The organism is Tomitella biformata AHU 1821 (assembly GCF_000524475.1).
Classification (GTDB): domain Bacteria; phylum Actinomycetota; class Actinomycetes; order Mycobacteriales; family Mycobacteriaceae; genus Tomitella; species Tomitella biformata.
The window spans coordinates 40,562-61,884 of record NZ_BAVQ01000005.1 but is presented as its reverse complement, the minus strand read 5'-3'; the positions used below and the strand labels follow the sequence as shown (position 1 = coordinate 61,884).

Sequence of the window (21,323 nt, the reverse complement as noted above, 5' to 3'; positions counted from 1 at the left end):
ATGTATGTGAGTTTCCCAGCACGACGGGCGCTGCGCCATTGGTATTCATGCCGACTTCTTCTCGCCGGATCCGTCGGGAGCTGGCGCCGGAGCGTCCGCGAACATCGCCTCGATGCGGGCCTTGATCTCTGCCGTGCTCATCGCCCCTCCGGGCGCGACGCGTCGAGATCCTGCCGGTGTGACGGATGCGTTCATGCGTGATCCTCCTTCATGTCCCGGGCCGACCTCTGCGGGTCGCTGTGTGCGGGGTAGGCAATGGTGCGGATGGCTGTGCCGACGCTCCGCAGGCCAACGGACTGTTCGAGGGCGCCCAGTTCGTCGTCGAGGTGGTCCAGCATCGGCTCCAGCGGTGGCAGGGCGCGGCGGCAGCCAGTCAACCCGAACGCGATCTCATCGTCGGTGCTGGTGCAGGTGATGTTCAGGGCCTGCCCGTCCACCGGGATAGACAGCGGGTACAGCGCGCTCAAGCGAGCACCGTTCCAGTACAGCGGCTCGGGGGGGCCGGGGAGGTTGGAGATCATCACGTTCGGCGGCCGGATCGGCCCGCCCATGCCGAACATGCCCAGCGCCAGGGGCGCAGCACCGAGTGCGCTCATCGCCAGAAGCTGCGCCGAGCTCTTGGCGCGCATCGTCTCCTTACCCTCGCGCATGTGGGCGCTCACCGCGTCGAGTCGGCCTGCGGGATCGCCGAGGTGAGTGGCGAGGTTGCACATCAGCACCCCAATCTTGTTACCCCCCTTAGATTCCCGCTGTTCGCTGTGCAGCGAGACCGGCACCATCGCGATGAGTGGGTCGTCGGGCAGCGCGCCGACCTCGCCCAGGTAGGTGCGCAGCGCCCCAGAGCACATCGCGAGCACCACATCATTGATGGTGACGTCGGCACACTTTGCGACCATGCGGAGTCGCTCAAGCGGCCAGGAACGGGCCGCGAACCGACGGGCCCCGCCGATCGGCACGTTCAGCCTGGACTTGGGCGCAGCCAGGGTGAGCGATCCGCCGCGGCGACGGCGCGCCCGGTCGACAGTGCCGACGATCGCGGGCAGCATCCCGGCGACCTCGCCGACAACGCCACGGGTCGCGCGCAGCGCCCCGGCCGGCAGTTCGAGGAGGCCAAGGTGCGAAGCAGGGGGTTCGGGGACCAGTCGCAGCGCAGGACGCTCACGCACCAGCGGCTCCCACGGCGCTGGCATGCCGGACGCATCAGGGTTCGAACTGAGTGCGCTGCGCAGCAACTTCATCGCGGACACACCGTCGGCGAGGGCGTGGTGGATCTTCATATACACCGCGAAACGGTTGTCGGCGAGGCCCTCGATCAGGTGCATCTCCCACAACGGCCGGCCGCGGTCGAGCGCGGTGGCGTGCAGGCGGGCGACCAGTGTCATCAGCTCGGCCATCCCGCCGGGCGCCGGCAGCGCGTCATGGCGCACGTGATGATCGAGGTCGACGTCGGTATCGGTCTCCCAGCCCCACTGCCCCAGCGAGGTCACCGACCGCCGGGCCCGCTGACGCAGCAGTGGGGCCACCTCGCCGCGGGTGAGCGCCGCATCGAGCATCGAGCGCACATCCCGCGCGTCGGCGGCCTCTGGCGGAGCGAACAGCGCCAAGCCGCCGACGTGCATCGGATGATCGCGGGACTCGCCGATCAGGAACATCGAATCTGTCGGAGACATCGGCAACAGCACTTGTGTGATCCTCCCTCTACGCGCAGCGGGCCAAAACCTGGTCTGCAACCTTGAGGAGCCGGGTGTCTGGGACTCTTCTAAGTGTGTACAACCGTCACGTTTAGATGTGGTGGAGATCATAATTTGATCTCGCTGTGGTCCTTTGTACCCCACAGTCGCGACGTAAAGCCACCCGGTCAGTAGTCCAGTCAGCACTGGTAGAGGCATGTTTCAGTATCATCGCCCGACTTTTTGCCGAATGTTCGTCCGGCGTTGGGCTGGTGGCTTCACCCTGGCCACCGCGTGTTTCCCGGGCGTCGACGCACAGCGGGTAATCCTGACTACTTTGCGGTGAGGTATGCGATGCGGCGGGCCTGAGGATTCTCCTGTTCGGCCAGCCGGATGCCTCGCGCTCAGCACAGCGATATGCCGCATAACCGCCGACTACGACGTCGCAGACGTGATCCACCAGCTCACCGTGTGTTGCGTCGAGCTGCTCGGCGCAGCCGTGACAGCAAATCCAAGGGAGAATGGACCCCATGCCTTTCCAGAACATCCTCACCCACGCCACCGCCGGCGACTTCGCCCAGCGCGCGGCGCAGCAGATCGCCCACCGCACTGGCGTCGCCAGCCACTCGGTGGCCGTCGTGCTCGGCTCCGGGTGGCGGCCCGCCGCGGAGATACTGGGTGCGCCGACGGCCGAGATTCCCATGTCGGAGCTGGCCGGGTTCACCTCGCCGTCCGCGGAGGGCCATGCCGGCACCATCTTGTCGGTGCGCATCGGCGAGCGCGATGTGCTGGTGCTGCTCGGGCGCACCCACGCCTACGAGGGCCTCGACCTGGCGCATGTGGTGCACCCCATCCGGGCGGCGCACGCCGCGGGGGCCAAGACGATGGTGCTGACGAACGCGGCCGGGGGGCTGCGCACCGACATGCACGTGGGCCAGCCCGTGCTCATCAGCGACCACCTGAACCTGACGACGCGCTCCCCGCTGGTCGGCGCGCAGTTCGTCGACCTCACCGACGCCTATGACCCGCGCCTGCGGGAGCTGTGCCGGGAGATCGACCCCACGCTCTCCGAGGGCGTCTACGCCGGTCTGCCCGGGCCGCACTACGAGACTCCCGCCGAGATCCGCATGCTCCGCACCATGGGCGCGGACCTGGTGGGGATGTCGACGGTGCACGAGACGATCGCCGCCCGCGCGGTCGGCGCGCAGGTCCTCGGCATCTCGATGGTCACCAACGCCGCCGCCGGCATGAGCGGGCAGCCCCTGAACCACGCCGAGGTCCTCGCCGCGGGGGCCGCCGCCGCCGAGCGGATGGGCACGCTGCTGCGCCAGGTGGTGGCCACGCTGTGAGGCCCGCTCAATCGGGACTCACTGCGGAACAGCAGGGGTGGATCAACGCGGACCCCGACCCCGCCGCCCGCGCGGAACTGGCCGCGCTCAATCCGCACGAGCTGGCCGAACGCTTCAGCGCGCCCATCGCCTTCGGCACCGCGGGCCTGCGCGGGCCGCTGCGCGCCGGGCCGTCGGGCATGAACCTCGCGACGGTCGTCCGGGCGACGGCCGGGCTCGCCGCCTATCTGGCCACTGTCGAATCTACGGGCCCGGGCACGACGGTGGTGGTGGGCCGCGACGCCCGCCACGGCTCCGCGGAGTTCGCGCGCGCCGCCGCGGAGGTGCTCGCCGGGGCCGGGCACCACGTGGTGCTGCTCCCCCGGCCACTGCCGACGCCGGTGGTGGCGTTCGCGGTGCTGCGACTGAAAGCGGCTGCGGGAGTGCAGATCACGGCCTCGCACAATCCGGCCGGCGACAACGGCTACAAGGTCTACCTCGGCGACGGCGCGCAACTGATCTCCCCTGCGGACCGGCTGATCGAGAACGCCATCGGACGGGTGGGGCCCGCGAACGAGGTCCCGCGTGCGCCTGTCGCGCCGGCTGGCGACGAGCTTGTCGAGGCGTATCTAGACGCGGTGTGCGGCCTGGTCGATCCTGGCCCCGACGAACTCGGCAAGCCGCTCCGGATCGCCGTCACCGCGATGCACGGCGTCGGCGGACAGACGCTGCTCGACGCGCTGCACCGAGTGGGCCACCGTGACATCCACGTGGTGGCGTCCCAGTTCGCGCCCGATCCCGACTTCCCCACCGCACCGTTCCCCAACCCCGAGGAGCCAGGCGCGTGCGATCGGCTGCTGGCGCTGGCCGCCGAGGTCGACGCGGACATCGCGATCGCGCTGGACCCCGACGCGGACCGCTGCGCGGTGGGAGTGGCGGACAACGGCGTCTGGCGGATGCTCCGCGGCGACGAGGTCGGCGCAATCCTCGGCGAGCACCTGTTGGCCCGCTCGGCCCCGGGCGGGCTGGTGGCGAGCACCCTCGTGTCCTCGCAGCTGCTCGGCAAGATCGCCGCCGCCCGCGGCGCACGCCACGCGCAAACGCTCACCGGGTTCAAGTGGCTGGTGCGGGCGGGCGCGGGCCTTGTCTACGCGTACGAGGAGGCAATCGGCTACTGCGTGGCCCCAGAGATCGTGCGGGACAAGGACGGCATCTCCGCGGCGCTGGTGGTGTGCGAGCTAGCGGGGGCGCTCAAAGCACGCGGTCGCACCCTCGACGACGTTCTGGCGGACCTGGCGGCGGAGTTCGGCGCACACGTCGGCACGCAGGTCTCGGTGCGGGTGGAGCGCCTGGCGCTGATCGCCCAGACGATGGCCAGGCTGCGCCACCGCCCGCCCACCGAGTTGGCCGGCATCGAGGTCGCCTGCGCGGACCTGCTGACGCATCCCACCCGCACGACGGACGCGCTCGTCTGGACCGGAGCCTCCGCCGACGGGTTATCGGTCCGCGTCGTCATCCGGCCGTCGGGCACGGAGCCCAAGCTCAAGGCGTACCTGGAGGCGGTGGCCGAGGACACGGCCCTCGCCCAAGACCTGCTTGAGCGGATGGCAGAGCAGATTCGGCGGCTGCTCTAGCGCGGCCCGAACTGCCGATCGCCCGCATCCCCCAGCCCTGGCACGATGTACGCGTCGGCGTTGAGCCCCTGGTCCACCGCCACGACCACCAGGCGCACCGGCAGGCCCGACTCGCGCAGCGCCTCGACGCCCTGCGGCGCGGCGACCACGCAGATCGCCGTGATGTCGTCGGCGCCGCGGGCGACCAGCAGCTCGATCGTGTGGACCATGGAGCCGCCGGTGGCCAGCATGGGGTCCAGGATGAACACCGGGCGCCCGCTCAGGTCCTCGGGCAGCGACTCCAGGTAGGGCTTGGGCTCCAGGGTCTCCTCGTCGCGTGCCAGGCCCACCAGGCCCAGGTCGGCCTCCGGCAGCATCGCCTGCGCCTGATCGACCATGCCCAGGCCCGCGCGCAGCACCGGCACCAGCAGCGGCGGGTTCGCCAGGCGCACGCCCGTCGTCTCCGTCACCGGGGTGGTCACCGGGATCTGCTCGACGGGCATGTCGCGGCAGGCCTCGTAGACCAATATCGTGGTGAGCTCCCGCAGCACGGCCCGGAACCGCGCGTTGTCGCTGCGCTCGTCCCGGAGCGTCGTCATGCGTGCCGCGGCCAGCGGATGATCGATGAGGTGGATATCCATAAGGCGAACAATAGGCGCTCCGCGCGGCCCCTCCACACACCAGAGCGGAGTCGGCTGACCACACCCCCTTTCCGTGCGGGGAAGAATGTCGCTAGGCTTCGCGCCATGGCAGGAGATATCGTCCCAATCGAGCTCGGTCTGACCGGCGGCAACGTCGTCACTCTCTGGGCACCGCGCTGGCGAGAGGACGATGACGAGTGGGAGGCGTTCCTCGGCCTCGACGACGATCTCTACGTCTTCGACTCCGTCGCCGAGTTGGCGGCGTTCATCCGCACGGATGACGACCATGATCTGCATGACCATCCGTCGTGGCGCATCGTCGTCGCGTTGTCCGCGGAGGCGCTGACGCCGGAGGACGAGAACCGGTTCAACCTCGCGGCCCTGCCGAAACTCGTTGCCGCCGAGCCGAACTCCGCGAGCATCCGCGACCTCGACGCGTGCCTGACGCTGGCCTACGCCATCGGCGAGGTGTGCGGGCTCGACGTGCTGACGGACTTCATCGACGACCACATCGAGTTCGACCAGCTTGCCAACGGCATGGGCGCGTTCCACGGCCGCGCCGGCGCGAAGACCTGGTCCGCCATCCGGACGGCCATCGACGACGGCTGGGGCCAGGTCCTCGAAGCCCTCGATGAGCTGGTGGCCACCCCCGACGTGGACGCCGAAGCCCTCGTGATCGCCGAGGCAGAGCTGCTCGCGGTGGACGAGAATGACGTGGAGTCCGACGACGAGCTCGAGTCGGCGGACGAGCTGAACATCTACGGCGAGGACCTCCCGAACAACCTCGATGACGATGACGAAGACGACGATGACGAAGATGAGGAGGATGAGGACCTGGATGACGAGCTTGACGACTTCTGGACCGATGTCGGCATCGACCCCATCCGGATCGTCACCCGTGCTGGCGCGTTTTACACCCTGCGCTGCTACCTCGGGGACGCCCCGGTCTTCCTGGGCCGACGCGGGCAGATCAACGTCTTCGCGACCGAGCGCGGGCTGGCCCGCTACCTCGCCGACCACCACGACCACGAGCTCGCGCTGGTGAGCACGTACTCGGAGGTCGCGGAGGCCGCCACCGACGGCTCCCTGGAGATCGAGATCTCCGATGACAACGTGTACGTGCTGCCCGGCCTCGCCGAGGACATCCTCGAGGGCCCCCACGCCGTGGACGACGAGCAGTTGGAGTTGGCGCTCGAGCTGTTCGAGGATGCCGCCGATTTCGCCGACGACGACGCGGTGGCCGACGCCCTCGCGACCAGCACTGAGCTGGGCTGGCTGCTCTCGTTGATCCGACGCCCGGACCCCGCCCGGCCCACGCCCAACCCGCCGTTTGCCCGCGAGGCCGCGGCGTGGCAGGAGCTGGAGCAGGCCTTCGAGACGCGTCTCGTGGTGCTCTAGGGCGCTAGCCCGGGGTACTACAGCACCAGCCCCACGAGCTCGCCGATGGCGAACGTGGCGGCCATCGCGAGCGCGCCGCCGAGCACCACGCGGCGCACTGCATGGCGGCGGTTAGCCCCGCCGAGCCGGGCGCTGATGGTGCCGGTCAGGGCCAGCGCGATCAGCACGGCGCCGAACGTGATGGGGATCCGCCACTGCTCGGGCGGCAGCACGATCGCCAGCAGCGGCAGTATTGCGCCGAGCACGAAGGCGATCGCCGAGGAGATCGCGGCGTGCCAGGGCGACGCCAGCTCGTCGGGGTCGATGCCCAGCTCGACGTCCGCGTGCGCCGCTAGGGCGTCGTGCTCGGTCAGCTCCACCGCCACCTGGTGCGCGGTGCCCTTGCTCAGCCCCTTGGCGCGGAACAGCCCGGCGAGCTCGCGCAACTCCTCCTCGGGGAACTCCTTGAGCTCCCACTCCTCCTTCGCCAGCAGCGCCTTCTCCGTGTCGCGCTGGGTGCTGACGGAGACATACTCGCCCATCGCCATCGATGCCGCGCCCGCCAACAGACCGGCGACGCCGGCGACCAGGATCGGCTCCGTCGCCGCGCCCGCCGCCGCGACGCCCACGACGAGTCCGGCGATCGAGACGATGCCGTCGTTCGCCCCGAGCACGCCGGCCCGCAGCCAGTTCAGCCGAGACGCGATCGCACCGGAGTGCGGCTCTGACCCGTGGCCCCGAGACTGGGCACTTCTCTCAAGTGTGTCCATGCCTCTAATCTAGGCCGGAACGCTGGCAACCTCTAGCAAGGAAAGGCTGCACTACCAGGCGAAACACAAAATCTGAGGGCAGGCTATCCGAACAAGACTTCGTACCCGGGGTTGATGATGTCGTCGATCAGCGCCAGCCTCTGGTCGAAGGGGATGAACGCCGATTTCGCCGCGTTGACGGTGAACCGCCGCAGATCCAGCCAGTCATAGCCGAACGTGTCAACCAGCTTCGCCATCTCCCGGCTCATGGTGGTGTCGCTCATCAGCCGGTTGTCGGTGTTGACAGTCACGCGGAAGCGCAGCCGCGCCAGCAGATCGAAGGGGTGCTTGTCCAGGCTGGGCGCCGCGCCGGTCTGCACATTCGAGCTGGGGCATAGCTCGAGGGGAATCCGCTTGTCCCGCACGTAGTTCGCGACGAGGCCCAACACCGGACGATGCTCCGGCGGCGCGTCCGCATGCCAGTCCAACAGGTCCGGCACCGCGATATCGTCGGTGATCCGCACACCGTGGCCCAGGCGGTCGGCGCCGCAGAACGCGATGGCCTCGTGGATCGATGGCAGCCCGAACGCCTCGCCAGCGTGGATGGTGAAGTGCGCGTTGGCCTGTCGCATGTACTCGAACGCGTCGAGGTGGCGGGTGGGCGGGTGCCCGGCCTCGGCGCCGGCGATGTCGAAGCCGACGACGCCCCGGTCGCGGTAGCGCACCGCCAGCTCGGCGATCTCCCGCGAGCGCGCGGCCTGCCGCATGGCGGTGAGCAGGGCGCCGACGCGCAGCCTGCGACCCGGCAGTCCGGGGCTCGGGTGTCCCGGGCTCTGGTGTCCCGGCGCGCTGGGGATCGCGGCCTCGGCACACCCCTGCTCGAAGCCCTCAAGCACGGCCTCGATCACCTCGTCGAGCTCAAGACCAGCCCGGATGTGCAGCTCGGGCGCGAAGCGGACCTCCGCGTAGACCACCCCGTCGGCGGCGAGGTCGAGGGCGCACTCGCGGGCCACCCGAATCAGCGCATCGCGGTGCTGCATTACTCCGACGGTGTGCGCGAAGGTCTCCAGGTACTTCTCGAGCGAGCCGCTGTCGGCGGCCGTGCGGAACCATGCCGCGAGTGCGGGACCGTCATCGCACGGCAGGTCGCGGTAGCCGTGCTTGCGCGCGAGGTCGAGGACGGTCTGCGGGCGGAGGCCCCCATCGAGGTGGTCGTGGAGCAGCACCTTGGGGGCAGTGCGCAGCGCGCGGTCGTCAATCGGTGTGGGGCCTGTCGCTGCCATGCCGTCCACCGTAGTGCCCACCACCCCTCCGCGAGCTCGCCCCCGTTTCATGACCGCACCCCTGTTGCAGCGTCAGCGAGGTCAAGATACGGGGGCCAGGCGGTGTGGATACGCGGTGTGGGAAAGGCCTCAGCCCTGCGCCGCCGCCGCATCCTCCGCAGCGAACTGGTCCTCGAGCACCTCCGGCGAGTGGTCCAGGTCGATCTCGGCGACCGGCCGGCCGCGCGCGGACTCGATCGCGGAGAGCCGACGGCTGGCCTTGTCCGCCGCATACTGCGTGAACTCGTCTGGGTCGAAGCCGAAGGGCAGCTCGTCGAACTGCTCGTTGACCCAGTTGATCATGTTCAGCGCGTGCGGGAGCAGCTCTCCCATCCGGTCGGTGACGACGCCCCACAGCCGGTCATCGGCCGCGACGTGGCGTCGGCAGGTGAACGTGCCCCACGCCATGTGGCGGCGCTCGTCGAGGCTGATCTTGGTGATCAGCTCCTGCATGCCGGGCAGGATCTGCTGCTCACGGCACACCTTCTGCCAGGCGTGATAGCCGGTCAGCGCCAGGCTGCCCTCGATGACGTGGTTGTAGGTGACGCTGGCGCGAACCTGGTTCTCGGGGCTGGGGTCGCTCTCGAGGATCCGCATCGACTCCGGCAACTCGTTATAGAACAGGTGCCGGTAGTGCGGGTTGTCGGCCACATAGGAGTGGACGTCCGCCGTCATCCCCACCGCATCCATCCAGAGCCGGAAGCCCTGCGCGTGCTTGGCCTCCTCGAAGCAGAACTGCGTCAGGTACATCTCGTCGCCGAAGCGGCCCTCGAGCGCCATTGCCCGCATGAACGGCTGGATGTCCTGGGTGACGGCCTCCTCGCCCGCGATGAACTGGGCGCACAGATAGGTGGCGCTGCGGCGTTGCTCGGAGGTCATCCCCGCCCAGTCCGCGGCATCCTGGCTGAAGTCGATCCGGCGCGGATCCCAGAAATGGTCGTTGCCCTTGGCGAACAGTCGTAGTGGGAAGGAGTTCCAGTTCAGCCCGCCCTCCCGCAGCGTGCTGAAGCCTGTCCTGGCGGCATAGCTGGTGGTCGTCGGCGTGAACGTGGTCATGATGAATCCTCCACAGATGCGGCGTGAGATGCCCGTCACATCCGAGCCTACGCATCTGTGCCCCGTCTGGAGCCGGATTCAGGCAGACTGCCGGACGATCGTCTGACACGATCCGGCCGTGCTGCGATCACCGCACCACCGACAGGGTCATCCACGACGATGACGGGTGGACCATCCGCTCCGCCGACGGATCTCGTACCGCCCACAGCGAGCACACCATCGCCATCACCGACGGCCCGCCACTCGTGCTGACGCGTTCGGAGCACGCCGCCGTACCCCGAATCGAAGCCTAGAGCGCCACCACCAGCCGATACAGCGACGTGACCTCGGCGGAGCGCTGCGCGTGCAGCGGGTCCGAGCTGTCGTCGGCGCGCGGGTGCCGGGGCGCGGTGTCCAGCTTCTCCAGCACGCTCAGGCCGGCCGCATCGATCATGTCGGGGAGGTCGGACTCGGCGCGCAGGCCCAGCCGCTCGGCGAGGTCGGACAGGATCAGCCAGCCCTCGCCACCGTCGGCGAGGCGGTCGGGCAGGCCCGCGAGGAAGCGGCGCAGCATCCGGCTCTCGGGGTCGTAGACGCCCTGCTCAATCAGCGCGGTCGGCCGCGCGGGGATCCACGGCGGGTTGCAGACGACGATGTCCGCCCGCGTGTCGGTCGGCGGGAAGACATCACCCTCGACCACGGCGACCTGGCTGGCGAGGCCGAGCCGGTCGATGTTCTCGCGGGCGCAGTCGATTGCGCGGACGTTGGACTCGGTGCCCACCACGGAGCCGACGCCGCGCTGGGCGAGCACCGCCGCCAGCACGCCGGTGCCGGTGCCCAGGTCCAGCGCGGTCAGGCTCGACTCGCTGCCCGGACGACCCGGCAGCGGGGCCTGCGCGACGAGGTCCACGTACTCGCCGCGCACCGGCGAGAAAACGCCGTAGTGCGGGAACACGCGCCGGGCCATGCCCGACGACGACCTGCCCAGCGCTGTCACCTCCACCCCCTTGAGCCGCCACTGCTGCGCGCTCGCCACACCCAGCAGCTCGCGCAGGGAGGTCACGAACGGCGCGTCGACCTTCCCGTAGGCCTGCTCGCAGGCCAGCGCGAGGTTCGGCGCGCGGCGCAGCCCGATGCCGAAGTCCGCGCCGACCTCGATCAGCACCATGCTCAACGTGCGCGCCCGCAGACCCTTCGCACGGCGCTGCAGATGGAAGGTCTCGGCGGGGGTCGCGCCCAGCGGCGGCTGCTTGCGGTCCGAGCGCCGAGCCATCGCCTGCACCAGCTGGCGGGCGTTCTGGAAGTCGCCGCGCCACAGGATGCCGGTGCCCTCGCAGGCCAGCCGGTAGGCGTCGTCGGCGCGCATCGTGTCGTCGGCGACGACCACCCGCTTGGGCACGTTCATCCCGTTCTCGGAGCGCCAGTGGGCGGACTGCGCCGCGTCGGCCTCGGTCCACACGATCTCGACGCGGCTGTTCTCGATCTGATTGGACTCGGCCATCTGAGCTCCTATTGCTGGGGGTTGAAACCCTGCCACGCCCGCAGGCGCCCCCGCTAATCCACTGAGTCCGAGGAGGTGCCCATCACAGCTAGCCCTGCCGCGCCATCGCCAGCAGCTGCCGCGGCGTCGCCGTGGGCAGGTAGGCCCGGCCGATCGCGATGGCGATCCGCGGCAGGTCCGCCTCGTCGCGGCAGCACAGATACACCGGCTCGTACCGGGGGTTGAACTTGGACTTGAACTGGTGCAGCGACCGGAACCCGTAGAACGGCTCGATCGCGGAGCCCAGCAGATCCAACGCGCGGTCCATCCCGGTGACGTCGCCGTCCGCGTCGGCACGTGCCAGCGGCGCGCCCGAGAGCGAGAGGAACTCCGCCCCCTCCTCTTTGAACAACTGGGCCGAGCGCGCAATGAGGAACTCCATCACATTATTGGCGCCCTCGCCGTCCCGCTTGCGCATCACATCTAGAGTCCAGCCGCGGTGCCCGCCCCCCGGCGCGAACACCGGCAGCCACGACAGCACCCCCTGGACCTGTCCGGCCGAGTCGGTCGCCAGCGCCACCCGCACTTGCGGGTCGAGCGCCTCCTCCACCGTGCCGAGCGTGAACCCCATCTCCGGGAGGTCCTTCTCCCCAACCCACTGCTCCGAGATCTCCCGCACCTGCGAGAGCACCGCGGCAGACTGCTCCCGCAAGGTCACCATGGCGAACTCCATGCCGCCCCGCTCGGCCTTGTTCAGCGCCGAGCGGACGTTCTGCCACTTCTTGCCGCGGAACTCCAGCTCCGGCAAGTCCAGCACCGCGTCCTCCGCGATCTGCAGACACCGCCAGCCACGTGCGCGGGCCGCGTCGGCCGTCGCGCCGGAGACAGAGAACAGGCAGGGGATCGCGCCGTTGCCCTCGGCGACCTCCTCGAACCGCGCGACCGCCTCGCCCACCTCGCCCGGCGCGCACACCGGGTCGGTCAGCTCGAGGAGGACCCCGGCATGCCGCTGGAAACCAATGACACCGTCCCCGGCGAACAGGTAGTCATTGCCCGGCCACGTGATCATCCAGGACATGGTGCCCCCGCCCAGCTCGGCCAGGGACTCCCGCGCCCGGTCCACCGGCGCCGCCGAACCGGTGTCCCCGATGGCGCGGCCGCGCGCGGGCACATGGAAGGCCGCCCGGCCGATCACCAGCAGGAACAGCTCGATGCCCCACAGCAGTCCAACTCCCACCGAGACAAGGCCGATGGACTCATAGTCGGTGATGACGACGAACGCCAGCACCACTATCGTCATGCCGACGAGCAGCGCGGCGTACACCACCGTCACCCACCAGGCCCAACGCCGCCCGCGTCGCAGCTGGTCGGCGACCGCCGCGACGATCGCCACCGACAGCAGCATCGACCACAGCGACGACGAGTCGGCCTCTGTCGGGCCGAAGGGGCCGTCGCTGGGCACGAAGTACACCAGCACCTCCACCGCCGCGATCACGAGCAGCCCGACGAAGGCGAGCAGCCGCGTCTCCCTGCGGGTCCGCGGCCGGTAGCCCCGCTCGACTCCCGAGAGCCACCTGTTCCCCACCGGCAGGAACACCAGCACCGCGAGGATGTGCGTCACGTCCGCGAAGCGCCCCAGGAAGAGGAAGCTCACCGCCACATACGCGGACAGCAGGACGCGTGCCCGCAGCCGCCAGGGCGAGCGGAAGGTGGCGGTCAAGACGGCGAGCACCGCGACCAGGCCGGTGGTCAGTCCCACATCCCACACCGTCGCCTGCTCGTTGGCCCAGCGCCAGTCCGTCTGGTCCGCGAGCAACAGGAGCCCCGTCGCGCCCGCGACCGACAGCACCTGCCCCGCGAGGAACACCAGCGCCGTCCTGGCGGTGCCCAGGCGTATCTCGGTCCAGCCCAGGACGATCGGGGCCAGCACCACCAGCAGTACGAAGACCGCGGGGTGTAAGCCAAACGGCATGCCGCTGACAAGCGACCACCAGTGGCCCTCCCGCATTGCCGGCACCCCATAGGCGATGGACTCGTACCACCCGCGTTCGTCGACCCGTTGCCAGAAGCCGGCGGACGCGAACCCGGAGATGAGCAACAGCGTGGTGATCGCCGCGGCGAACGGAACCCGGACCAATCCGCGCCACAGCACCTGCCCCTGCCGGGCGAGCCAGCCCTGCACCGCACTGCCTCCCCCTGCACCCAGAGTCTCGCTCAACCCGAACACCTCCGAAGGACTTTTAGTCGCCTTCGCGAAACGCTAGCCGAGGTGGCGCCTTCTCCGTGGCGATTCACGGCCCCGCACAATTTCTGTCAGTCGATCTCGGGATCCAGGCCCGCGGACCGGCCGAAGCCCTGCATGTCCGGCGTCTGCGAGAGCCGGGTGTCGAGGTCGCTGTGCCAGCGCCGCGCCGCCATGTCGTTGAGCGCCACCAACCGCTCCTCGACCGGCGCCCGATGATCCTCGGAGCACACCGCCAGCAGATTCACCAGAAGCGCCCGCAACCGCCGCTGGACCATCAGCGAGTCCGGGCTGAAATTGCGAATCTCGTCCACCGCCATCGCCACATAGCTCTCCCACACAAAAACGCGGGTGCGCACCTCGCCAACCTCGTCGATCGTCGTCGCCGGGGCCTTCGACGCGAGCAGCATCAGCAGATCCTCGAGGAAGTCGATCGCCTGCACCGCCCGGCTCGGATCATTGATCGCCGGGGACAATGCTTTCAGGGCGATATCGACAATCGACTGGATGGCGGCGGCGGGGCTCACATCCGGGCTGTGGCTCTCCCCGAACACCAAATTCCGACGCAATAGCGCGGGCCGGACTCGCTGCTGCGGCCCGCGCACGGTGAACAGCGGCGAGCCGACGGACACGAAGTCCCCGACCGCGGGCTCGACGACGATGCTCACCCCCCACCGTCGTGCCAGCCGCGTGATCCGAATGCTGTTGACCACCAGCAGCACCCGGCCGTCGGGGCTGGTGTTCCGCAGCGCGATGACGCGGGTGGGCCCGTCCGCCAGCACGGGCCCGGCGGGAAGCACAGGGACCGCTGCCGCGTCCGAGGGGAACATCCGGTGCACGGCGACGCGACCGCTGTCCGCGATCTGGCCCAGCAGCTTCCCGGGGTTGAGCACATTCGAGACCTGGGTGACCAGCCCGATGAGCACCAGCGTGCTGACCACCGCCATCATCAGGGCGATGACGGTGGAGAACAGGGGCACCGCCTCCGTCGTAGTCGCCAGGTCGAAGGCGGTGATCAACGCGAAGGTGAATGTCGCTAGGAACATGCCGATGGACCAGCGCATGATCGGCGACTGCTGCAGCAGCGGCACCACGCGGATCGACAACTGCGAGGCCCCGAACTGCATTGCCAGCGTGAGCGCGGTGAAAACCAAACCGGCGAGGGTGATCATGCCGCCCGCGATCACGCTCAGGAGGGTCGCCGTCGAACCGGTGTCCATGCCGGAGAGGATCTGGCCATTCTCATCCACCAGCTCCCCGTCGAAGGTGGTCATCGCCAACGCCAGCAGGACCGATACCGACACCAGCACCATCGGCAATCGCCACAGCGGCGCTCGGCGCAGGCGGCGGCGGGTGCGCCGCCAGCGGATCGCGTTCGCGAGGCGCTCCCCCGCCCCCTGGACTCGGCGCGCGGCCGGGGCTGGGACCTCGGGTGCGGCGGTGCGGACCTCCGCCGGCGACGCGGGCGAGACGAGCGGCTCGCCGAAGCGGCCGGACACCGCCTCCTGGACTGCGATCTTCGCCCGGACCACCGGCTGCCGGTACCGCTCCTCCCGGCTCGCCGCCCGCGACTGCTTCATCGGGCGCGTCCCATAGAACCAGCGTGCCCACGGCGCGCCCGGCCGGCCCAGGCGCCATGCGCCGACCAGCAGCAGGGGCGGCAGGAACAATCCGAGCATGCCCGTCCACAGCTTGCCCTTGAGAAAGGTGATGACCGCCAACCCTGCCAACGCGGCGAGCAGGATCGCGGTCGCGATGAGCGTGGCCAGGTCCTGGTCGTTGAGAAGCTCGTCGAGGGTTCCGTCGAAGCCCAGCGGGCGGTATCCGATGACGAACAGCCCCATCACGGCGACGGCGACGAAGATCGCGTCGATGGAGGCCCGGCCGCGCTCCAGCCAATACACATCGTCCAGATAGAGCACCAGCGCGAACTCGTCGAGGACGAGGGCCGCACCGATGCCGAAGAGTCCAGCCAGCACCGCGTTCGCGACGGGTGTCGAGTAGTTCGCCAGCGTGATCATGCCCAACCCGGAGATCAGCATGGCGACGAGACCGAAGATGACGTGGTGCACGTGCAGGCCGCCGGGCTGGATGTTGCCGGGCCACCAGCGCACTTCCGCCCGGATCATCCGCACGCTGAGCCGGATGAACAGGAAGGCCGCGAGGAACGCGACGAGCAAAATAAACAGCGGAAGTCGGCCTGTCTGGACAATCGCCGAATCGAACCAATGCTGCATCCAGCGCCTCTTCCCTGGTCGGCCCGGCCTGCCGGATCCGCCGCTCACCTCGTAGGTTAGCGAATAGACGCCCGTCCACACTGCCAGACGGCGCACCCCGGCAAAGAAACCTGGTGACGCTAGCCGCCGATCCGGTCCAGCACCCCGACCAGTGTGTCCGCCACCGCCGAGCCGACCACTATGCCGTCGCGCAGTCCTGCCAGGGCCGGCTCGAACCGCTCCGGGGTGTCCGAGTGCAGCGTGGCGAGCGCGTCCCCGGCTCGCACCGGGTCACCGGGCCGCACGTGCAGCTCGATCCCCGCGCCCGCCTGCACCGACTGCCCCGGCGCGGACCGGCCCGCGCCCAGGCGCCACACCGCCAGCCCGACGGCCAGCGCGTCGACCCGCTCGACCACTCCGCCCTCGTGCGCCCGCAGGGTTTCCGTCTCGACAGCGCGCGGCAGTGCCGCATGGGGATCCCCGCCCTGCGCGCGGATCATCCGACGCCAGTGGTCCATCGCGGAGCCGTCGGCCAATCTTGCCGCCGGGTCCGCGTCGGGCAGGCCCGCCGCGTCGAGCATCTCGCGGGCCAGGACAAGGGTCAGGTCCCGCACATCCGCGGGCCCGCCGCCGGCGAGGACGGCCACGGACTCCTCGACCTCGAGCGCGTTGCCCACCATCATGCCCAGCGGGGTGTCCATCCCAGTCAGCAGCGCGACGGTCGGCAGCCCGGCGTCCGCGCCCAGGTCCACCATGGCGCGGGCGAGGGCGCGCGCGTCGGGCAGCGTCTTCATGAACGCGCCCCCGCCGACCTTCACGTCGAGGACCAGCCCGCCCGCCCCCTCGGCGATCTTCTTGCTCATGATCGAGCTGGCGATCAGGGGGATCGACTCGACGGTCCCCGTGACGTCGCGCAGCGCGTACATCTTCCGATCGGCGGGGGCCAGATCGGGCCCCGCGGCGCAGACGACGGCCCCCACATCCTCCAGTTGGCGGAGCATCGCGGGCAGCGGCACGTCGGCGCGCCAGCCGGGGATCGCCTCGAGCTTGTCGAGGGTGCCGCCGGTGTGGCCGAGCCCGCGGCCGGAGAGCTGGGGCACGGCCGCCCCGCAGGCCGCGACGAGCGGCGCGAGGGGCAGGGTGATCTTGTCGCCGACGCCGCCGGTGGAGTGCTTGTCGACGGTGGGGCGCGTGATCGCCGACAGGTCCATCCGCGTGCCGGAGTCGATCATCGCCGTGGTCCAGCGGGCGGTCTCGGCACGCGTCATGCCGCGCAGCACGATGGCCATCAGGAGCGCGGCCATCTGCGGCTCGGACACCTGCCCCGCGGTGTAGGCGCGCACCACCCAGTCAACCTGCGCGTCGGTGAGCTCTCCGCCGTCGCGCTTGGCGGTGATGATGGGGACGATTTCACTCATGGGCTGAACCTAACTGTCCCGAAGCCCACTGATCCGGCCCGAACGCGTGCGGCAGCAACTCCCCCATCGTCAGCGGGCCGCCGGCCGCGTCGACTAGGAGTTCGGGGCCGCCGTGCTCGAAAAGGACCTGTCGACAGCGTCCGCACGGCATCAACGGGGCGCCGTCCGCGTCGCAGCAGACGAGGGCCCGCAACCGGCCCCCACCGGCCGCGAATAAGTTACCCACCAGTACGGTCTCGGCGCAGAGCGTCAGGCCGAGTGAGACATTCTCCACATTGCATCCGCGCACGACCTGACCATCCGCGGTGACGGCCGCCGCACCCACCCGGAAGCCGGAATAGGGCGCATAGGCGCCTGCTGAGGCGGCGAAAGCGCAGCTCCGAAGGTTTTCCCAATCGATATCACTCACACGACCCATCGTGCCACCCATCACATTCTCCGGCGGAGAGGCGCGACGTATACACGAAAATCGTTTGGTTAGGCTGCACTTACTTGCCGTGTGCGTTTCCCGTTCCGGCCATATCCAATTAGTTGCCGCTCTATCGTGGGACTACAGTTCATCTGTCGGTTCAGGTTCTCGCCGAGACCCGAGGCCCCGCCAGGCGGATAGCAACACCACCCCACCTGGCCCTATCGTCTCCGGCTTGTCGAATCACCACAGACGTTGGAGGCATAGCGCTCGATGACCAGTACGCCAGAAGTCGCTCTCACGCGAGAGCGCACCCGATCGATCTACCGGGGAGACCCCGGCATGTGGTCTTGGGCCCTGCACCGGATTACGGGCGTCGCCACATTCTTCTTCCTATTCGTCCATGTGTTGGACACCGCCCTGATGCGGGTCAGCGTGGACTCGTACAACGCAGTCATTGGCACCTACCAGAACCCCCTCGTGGCTCTGATGGAGCTGGGTCTGGTCGCTGTGGTGCTCTACCACGGGCTCAACGGCCTGCGCATCATCGCCGTCGACTTCTGGGCGAAGGGCTGCCAGTACCAGAAGCAGATGCTCTGGGCTGTCGCGACCATCTGGATTGTCGTGATGATCCCCGCCACCTTCCGGATCATCCAGCAGGTTCTGAAGGGGCTGTCATAAATGAGCACTGAAGCGAAGTCACTCGGTCGCTACTACGACCGACCCGCGAGCCTGGACAATCCCCGCTCGCCGCGCCGCCCTCGCCGCGGCAACTTCGAGATGATGGCATGGGTGTTCATGCGTCTCTCGGGCGTCGCGCTCCTGATCTTGGTGCTCACGCACCTGACGATCATGCTGATGGTCGACGACGGCGTGCACCGCATCAACTTCGGCTTCGTCGCTGATCGCTGGACCAGCCCGTTCTGGCAGATCTGGGATCTGTCGATGCTGTGGCTCGCCCAGCTACACGGCGGCAACGGCTTGCGCACGGTCATCGCGGACTACTCCCGCAAGGACACCACGCGCTTCTGGCTCACGACGCTGCTGGTGATCTCGATGATCATCGTCATGGTGGTCGGCACGTACACCATCTTCACTTTCACTGACTTGCGCACCTAAAGCATCAAGGGAGCAGAGACTTCATGCAAGAACATCGTTACGACGTCCTCATCGTGGGCGCCGGCGGCGCGGGCATGCGAGCGGCCATCGAGGCTGCCCCCCGCGCCCGCACCGCGGTGCTGACCAAGCTGTACCCCACCCGCAGCCACACCGGCGCGGCCCAGGGCGGCATGTGCGCGGCACTCGCCAACGTCGAAGAGGACAACTGGGAGTGGCACACCTTCGACACCGTCAAGGGTGGCGACTACCTGGTTGACCAGGATGCCGCGGAGATCATGGCCAAAGAGGCCATCGACGCGGTTATGGACCTCGAGAAGATGGGGCTGCCGTTCAACCGCACCCCCGAGGGCAAGATCGACCAGCGTCGCTTCGGCGGCCACACCCGCGACCACGGCAAGGCGCCGGTTCGCCGCGCCTGCTACGCCGCGGACCGCACCGGCCACATGATCTTGCAGACGCTGTACCAGAACTGCGTCAAGCACGACGTGGAGTTCTACAACGAGTTCTATGCGCTGGACGTGTGCCTGACGGAGACCGAGGACGGCCCCGTCGCCACCGGCATCGTGGCGTACGAGCTCTCCACCGGCGAGATCCACCTGTTCCACGCGAAGTCGATCATCTTCGCCACAGGCGGCTCGGGCCGCATGTACAAGACGACGTCCAACGCGCACACCCTCACCGGTGACGGCATGGGCATCATCTTCCGCAAGGGCCTGCCCCTTGAGGACATGGAGTTCCACCAGTTCCACCCGACCGGCCTGGCCGGTCTCGGCATCCTCATCTCCGAGGCCGTCCGAGGCGAGGGCGGTATCCTCCGCAACGCCGACGGCGAGCGCTTCATGGAGCGCTACGCCCCCACGATCAAGGACCTCGCGCCGCGTGACATCGTCGCCCGCTCGATGGTTCTCGAGGTCATGGAGGGCCGCGGCGCCGGCCCCCACAAGGACTACGTCTACCTCGACGTGACGCACCTCGGCGCGGACGTGCTCGAGGAGAAGCTCCCGGACATCACGGAGTTCTCCCGCACCTACCTGGGCGTGGACCCCGTCACCGACCTGGTGCCGGTCTACCCCACCTGCCACTACGTCATGGGCGGCATCCCCACCAACGTTCAGGGTGAGGTGCTGCGCAACAACACGGACGTGGTCAAGGGCCTGTACGCCGCCGGCGAGTGCGCCTGCGTGTCCGTGCACGGCGCGAACCGCCTGGGCACCAACTCGCTGCTGGACATCAACGTGTTCGGCCGTCGCGCCGGCATCGCCGCCGCCGAGTACGCCAACTCGACCGACTTCGTGGACCTCCCCGAGAACCCCACCAAGATGGTCGACGGGTGGCTCGAGCTGGTGCTGTCCGACCATGGCCACGAGCGCGTCGCGGACATCCGCACCGAGCTCCAGGTCACGATGGACAACAACGCGCAGGTCTTCCGCACCGAGGACACCCTGAACCAGGCGCTCTCGGACGTGCGGGCGCTCAAGGAGCGTTACAACCACATCGTCGTGCATGACAAGGGCAAGCGCTTCAACAGCGACCTGCTCGAGGCCATCGAGCTGGGCTTCCTGCTCGAGCTGGCCGAGGTCACCGTCGTCGGCGCGCTCAACCGCAAGGAGACCCGCGGCGGCCACGCCCGCGAGGACTTCCCGGATCGTGATGACGAGAAGTACATGTCCCACACCATGGCCTACAAGGAGGGCGAGGGTCTGCTCTCCGACATCAGGCTGGACACCAAACCGGTTATTCAGACCCGCTACGAGCCGATGGAGCGTAAGTACTGATGGCCACCACCACCGTTATCTCCGGTCCCGAGGCGGGCAGCGCGGCGCTGCCGACGCCCCCCGAGGGCTCGGTCATCGTCACCGTCAAGATCGCGCGCTTCAACCCTGAGGACGGCAAGGGCGCGCACTGGGACACGTTCGAGGTGCCGGCCCTCCCGTCAGACCGCCTGCTGAACCTGCTGCTCTACATCAAGGGCTACCTCGACGGCTCGCTGACGTTCCGGCGCTCCTGCGCCCACGGCGTCTGCGGCTCGGACGCGATGCGCATCAACGGCGTCAACCGCCTGGCCTGCAAGCTCCTGATGAAGGACATGCTGCCCAAGGACGGCAAGCCGCTGACGATCACCGTCGAGGCTCTCAAGGGCCTGCCGGTCGAGAAGGACCTGATCGTGGACATGGAGCCGTTCTTCGACGCGTTCCGTGCGATCAAGCCCTACTTGATGACGTCGGGCCACGAGCCCACGGGTGAGCGCATCCAGTCGGCCTCCGACCGCGCCCGCTTCGACGACACCACCAAGTGCATCCTGTGCGCGTGCTGCACCAGCTCGTGCCCCGTGTACTGGAACGAGGGCTCGTACTTCGGCCCCGCGGCATTCGTCAACGCGCACCGGTTCATCTTCGACAGCCGGGACGAGGGCGCCGCCGAGCGTCTCGACATCCTCAACGACGTCGACGGCGTGTGGCGCTGCCGAACCACCTTCAACTGCACCGACGCCTGCCCCCGTGGCATCCAGATCACGAAGGCCATCGCCGAGGTCAAGCGCGCGCTACTGTTCGCCCGCTAGACCGTCCGAACCATGCCGAAGGGGTCCCCGCATTCTCGCGGGTGCCCCTTCGGCATTTCGCGAACATGGTCGGGCGTCGGCCGTCGGGGCTATGGTGGCTTTACAGATCAGAGCGCGTGACGGCGGCGCATTCACCCATACTGC

The 21,323-nt window shown here is 68.9% G+C and carries 18 protein-coding genes and 1 pseudogene; 8 read left to right on the top strand and 11 right to left on the bottom strand.

From position 1 onward, the window contains the following. Window positions 1-45 precede the first annotated feature (45 nt). Entirely contained in the window at window positions 46-195 is a 150-nt protein-coding gene (locus tag TBIF_RS25610) for a hypothetical protein (RefSeq protein ID WP_158506309.1), read from the bottom strand. Continuing rightward, a complete protein-coding gene (locus TBIF_RS03455; RefSeq protein ID WP_024793470.1) occupies window positions 192-1,682 on the bottom strand; it encodes a WS/DGAT/MGAT family O-acyltransferase in 1,491 nt (496 codons plus the stop codon). Before TBIF_RS03455 ends, TBIF_RS25610 begins: the two co-directional genes overlap by 4 nt. Window positions 1,683-2,200: 518 nt before the next feature. Between TBIF_RS03455 and TBIF_RS03450 the strand changes: the two genes are divergently transcribed. Together TBIF_RS03450 and TBIF_RS03445 are read left to right on the top strand one after the other, a co-directional pair. Beyond that, window positions 2,201-3,019 carry a purine-nucleoside phosphorylase gene (locus tag TBIF_RS03450; protein WP_024793469.1) on the top strand — a complete coding sequence of 273 codons (819 nt, stop codon included), beginning with the start codon at window positions 2,201-2,203 and terminating at the stop codon, window positions 3,017-3,019. 179 nt (window positions 3,020-3,198) lie between these two features. Beyond that, on the top strand, window positions 3,199-4,632 hold the full coding sequence (locus TBIF_RS03445; RefSeq protein WP_235174481.1) for a phospho-sugar mutase: 1,434 nt from the start codon (window positions 3,199-3,201) through the stop codon (window positions 4,630-4,632). Here the strand turns inward: TBIF_RS03445 and upp are convergent. Further along, the gene (upp, locus tag TBIF_RS03440; protein ID WP_024793467.1) at window positions 4,629-5,252 is read right to left on the bottom strand and encodes a uracil phosphoribosyltransferase; all 624 of its coding nucleotides are present in this window, start codon (window positions 5,250-5,252) and stop codon (window positions 4,629-4,631) included. The genes TBIF_RS03445 and upp overlap by 4 nt on opposite strands. Window positions 5,253-5,357: 105 nt before the next feature. Between upp and TBIF_RS25835 the strand changes: the two genes are divergently transcribed. Next, on the top strand, window positions 5,358-6,650 hold the full coding sequence (locus TBIF_RS25835) for a SatS C-terminal domain-containing protein (protein WP_024793466.1): 1,293 nt from the start codon (window positions 5,358-5,360) through the stop codon (window positions 6,648-6,650). Between the two features lie 17 nt (window positions 6,651-6,667). Here TBIF_RS25835 and TBIF_RS03430 read toward each other — a convergent pair whose 3' ends face one another. The 3 genes from TBIF_RS03430 to TBIF_RS03420 all read right to left on the bottom strand — a co-directional run bounded on the left by TBIF_RS03430 (window position 6,668) and on the right by TBIF_RS03420 (window position 9,756). Next, a complete protein-coding gene (locus TBIF_RS03430; protein WP_024793465.1) occupies window positions 6,668-7,399 on the bottom strand; it encodes a VIT1/CCC1 transporter family protein in 732 nt (243 codons plus the stop codon). An 83-nt stretch (window positions 7,400-7,482) separates the two neighbouring features. Beyond that, window positions 7,483-8,661: an adenosine deaminase gene (locus tag TBIF_RS03425; protein ID WP_024793464.1), complete on the bottom strand. Its 1,179-nt coding sequence runs from the start codon at window positions 8,659-8,661 to the stop codon at window positions 7,483-7,485. Between the two features lie 129 nt (window positions 8,662-8,790). Next, window positions 8,791-9,756 carry a R2-like ligand-binding oxidase gene (locus tag TBIF_RS03420; protein ID WP_024793463.1) on the bottom strand — a complete coding sequence of 322 codons (966 nt, stop codon included), beginning with the start codon at window positions 9,754-9,756 and terminating at the stop codon, window positions 8,791-8,793. Between the two features lie 137 nt (window positions 9,757-9,893). On the opposite strand from TBIF_RS03420, the pseudogene TBIF_RS26120 reads away from it, so the two are divergent. Further along, window positions 9,894-10,049: pseudogene (locus TBIF_RS26120) on the top strand (type I methionyl aminopeptidase); the annotation flags it as partial. Here the strand turns inward: TBIF_RS26120 and TBIF_RS03415 are convergent. From TBIF_RS03415 to TBIF_RS03395, 5 genes are all read right to left on the bottom strand, one after another. Further along, complete coding sequence (locus TBIF_RS03415) at window positions 10,046-11,236, bottom strand: methyltransferase (RefSeq protein WP_024793462.1); 1,191 nt, start codon at window positions 11,234-11,236, stop codon at window positions 10,046-10,048. The pseudogene TBIF_RS26120 and the gene TBIF_RS03415 overlap by 4 nt on opposite strands. An 88-nt stretch (window positions 11,237-11,324) precedes the next feature. Beyond that, window positions 11,325-13,433 (bottom strand): bifunctional lysylphosphatidylglycerol flippase/synthetase MprF, encoded by a 2,109-nt coding sequence (locus tag TBIF_RS03410; RefSeq protein WP_148302143.1) that lies wholly within the window; start codon window positions 13,431-13,433, stop codon window positions 11,325-11,327. 95 nt (window positions 13,434-13,528) lie between these two features. After that, window positions 13,529-15,694: a DUF2254 domain-containing protein gene (locus tag TBIF_RS03405; RefSeq protein WP_024793460.1), complete on the bottom strand. Its 2,166-nt coding sequence runs from the start codon at window positions 15,692-15,694 to the stop codon at window positions 13,529-13,531. A gap of 119 nt (window positions 15,695-15,813) precedes the next feature. Continuing rightward, window positions 15,814-17,091, bottom strand: a complete 1,278-nt coding sequence (locus tag TBIF_RS03400; protein WP_024793459.1) for a thymidine phosphorylase — start codon at window positions 17,089-17,091, stop codon at window positions 15,814-15,816. Further along, window positions 17,084-17,500: a cytidine deaminase gene (locus tag TBIF_RS03395; RefSeq protein ID WP_024793458.1), complete on the bottom strand. Its 417-nt coding sequence runs from the start codon at window positions 17,498-17,500 to the stop codon at window positions 17,084-17,086. Before TBIF_RS03395 ends, TBIF_RS03400 begins: the two co-directional genes overlap by 8 nt. 273 nt (window positions 17,501-17,773) lie before the next feature. Here TBIF_RS03395 and sdhC point away from each other — a divergent pair, with 273 nt between their 5' ends. Genes sdhC through TBIF_RS03375 form a run of 4 tightly spaced genes read left to right on the top strand, consistent with a single transcriptional unit; the run spans window position 17,774 to window position 21,179 of the window. After that, window positions 17,774-18,181 carry a succinate dehydrogenase, cytochrome b556 subunit gene (gene sdhC, locus TBIF_RS03390; RefSeq protein WP_084611518.1) on the top strand — a complete coding sequence of 136 codons (408 nt, stop codon included), beginning with the start codon at window positions 17,774-17,776 and terminating at the stop codon, window positions 18,179-18,181. Further along, window positions 18,182-18,619: a succinate dehydrogenase hydrophobic membrane anchor subunit gene (locus TBIF_RS03385; protein WP_024793456.1), complete on the top strand. Its 438-nt coding sequence runs from the start codon at window positions 18,182-18,184 to the stop codon at window positions 18,617-18,619. Window positions 18,620-18,642: 23 nt separating this feature from the next. Beyond that, window positions 18,643-20,394 carry a succinate dehydrogenase flavoprotein subunit gene (gene sdhA / locus TBIF_RS03380; protein WP_024793455.1) on the top strand — a complete coding sequence of 584 codons (1,752 nt, stop codon included), beginning with the start codon at window positions 18,643-18,645 and terminating at the stop codon, window positions 20,392-20,394. Continuing rightward, window positions 20,394-21,179: a succinate dehydrogenase iron-sulfur subunit gene (locus TBIF_RS03375; protein WP_038169633.1), complete on the top strand. Its 786-nt coding sequence runs from the start codon at window positions 20,394-20,396 to the stop codon at window positions 21,177-21,179. Before sdhA ends, TBIF_RS03375 begins: the two co-directional genes overlap by 1 nt. Window positions 21,180-21,323: the final 144 nt, after the last annotated feature.

Bases quoted from the DNA above. Each gene is read 5' to 3' on its own strand.
- TBIF_RS03405 (WP_024793460.1), bottom strand. From the start codon at position 15,694: ATGCAGCATTGGTTCGATTCGGCGATTGTCCAGACAGGCCGACTTCCG.
- sdhA (WP_024793455.1), top strand. From the start codon at position 18,643: ATGCAAGAACATCGTTACGACGTCCTCATCGTGGGCGCCGGCGGCGCG.
- sdhC (WP_084611518.1), top strand. From the start codon at position 17,774: ATGACCAGTACGCCAGAAGTCGCTCTCACGCGAGAGCGCACCCGATCG.
- TBIF_RS25610 (WP_158506309.1), bottom strand. From the start codon at position 195: ATGAACGCATCCGTCACACCGGCAGGATCTCGACGCGTCGCGCCCGGA.
- upp (WP_024793467.1), bottom strand. From the start codon at position 5,252: ATGGATATCCACCTCATCGATCATCCGCTGGCCGCGGCACGCATGACG.
- TBIF_RS03445 (WP_235174481.1), top strand. From the start codon at position 3,199: ATGAACCTCGCGACGGTCGTCCGGGCGACGGCCGGGCTCGCCGCCTAT.
- TBIF_RS03400 (WP_024793459.1), bottom strand. From the start codon at position 17,091: ATGAGTGAAATCGTCCCCATCATCACCGCCAAGCGCGACGGCGGAGAG.
- TBIF_RS25835 (WP_024793466.1), top strand. From the start codon at position 5,358: ATGGCAGGAGATATCGTCCCAATCGAGCTCGGTCTGACCGGCGGCAAC.
- TBIF_RS03415 (WP_024793462.1), bottom strand. From the start codon at position 11,236: ATGGCCGAGTCCAATCAGATCGAGAACAGCCGCGTCGAGATCGTGTGG.
- TBIF_RS03430 (WP_024793465.1), bottom strand. From the start codon at position 7,399: ATGGACACACTTGAGAGAAGTGCCCAGTCTCGGGGCCACGGGTCAGAG.
- TBIF_RS03420 (WP_024793463.1), bottom strand. From the start codon at position 9,756: ATGACCACGTTCACGCCGACGACCACCAGCTATGCCGCCAGGACAGGC.
- TBIF_RS03450 (WP_024793469.1), top strand. From the start codon at position 2,201: ATGCCTTTCCAGAACATCCTCACCCACGCCACCGCCGGCGACTTCGCC.
- TBIF_RS03425 (WP_024793464.1), bottom strand. From the start codon at position 8,661: ATGGCAGCGACAGGCCCCACACCGATTGACGACCGCGCGCTGCGCACT.
- TBIF_RS03385 (WP_024793456.1), top strand. From the start codon at position 18,182: ATGAGCACTGAAGCGAAGTCACTCGGTCGCTACTACGACCGACCCGCG.
- TBIF_RS03375 (WP_038169633.1), top strand. From the start codon at position 20,394: ATGGCCACCACCACCGTTATCTCCGGTCCCGAGGCGGGCAGCGCGGCG.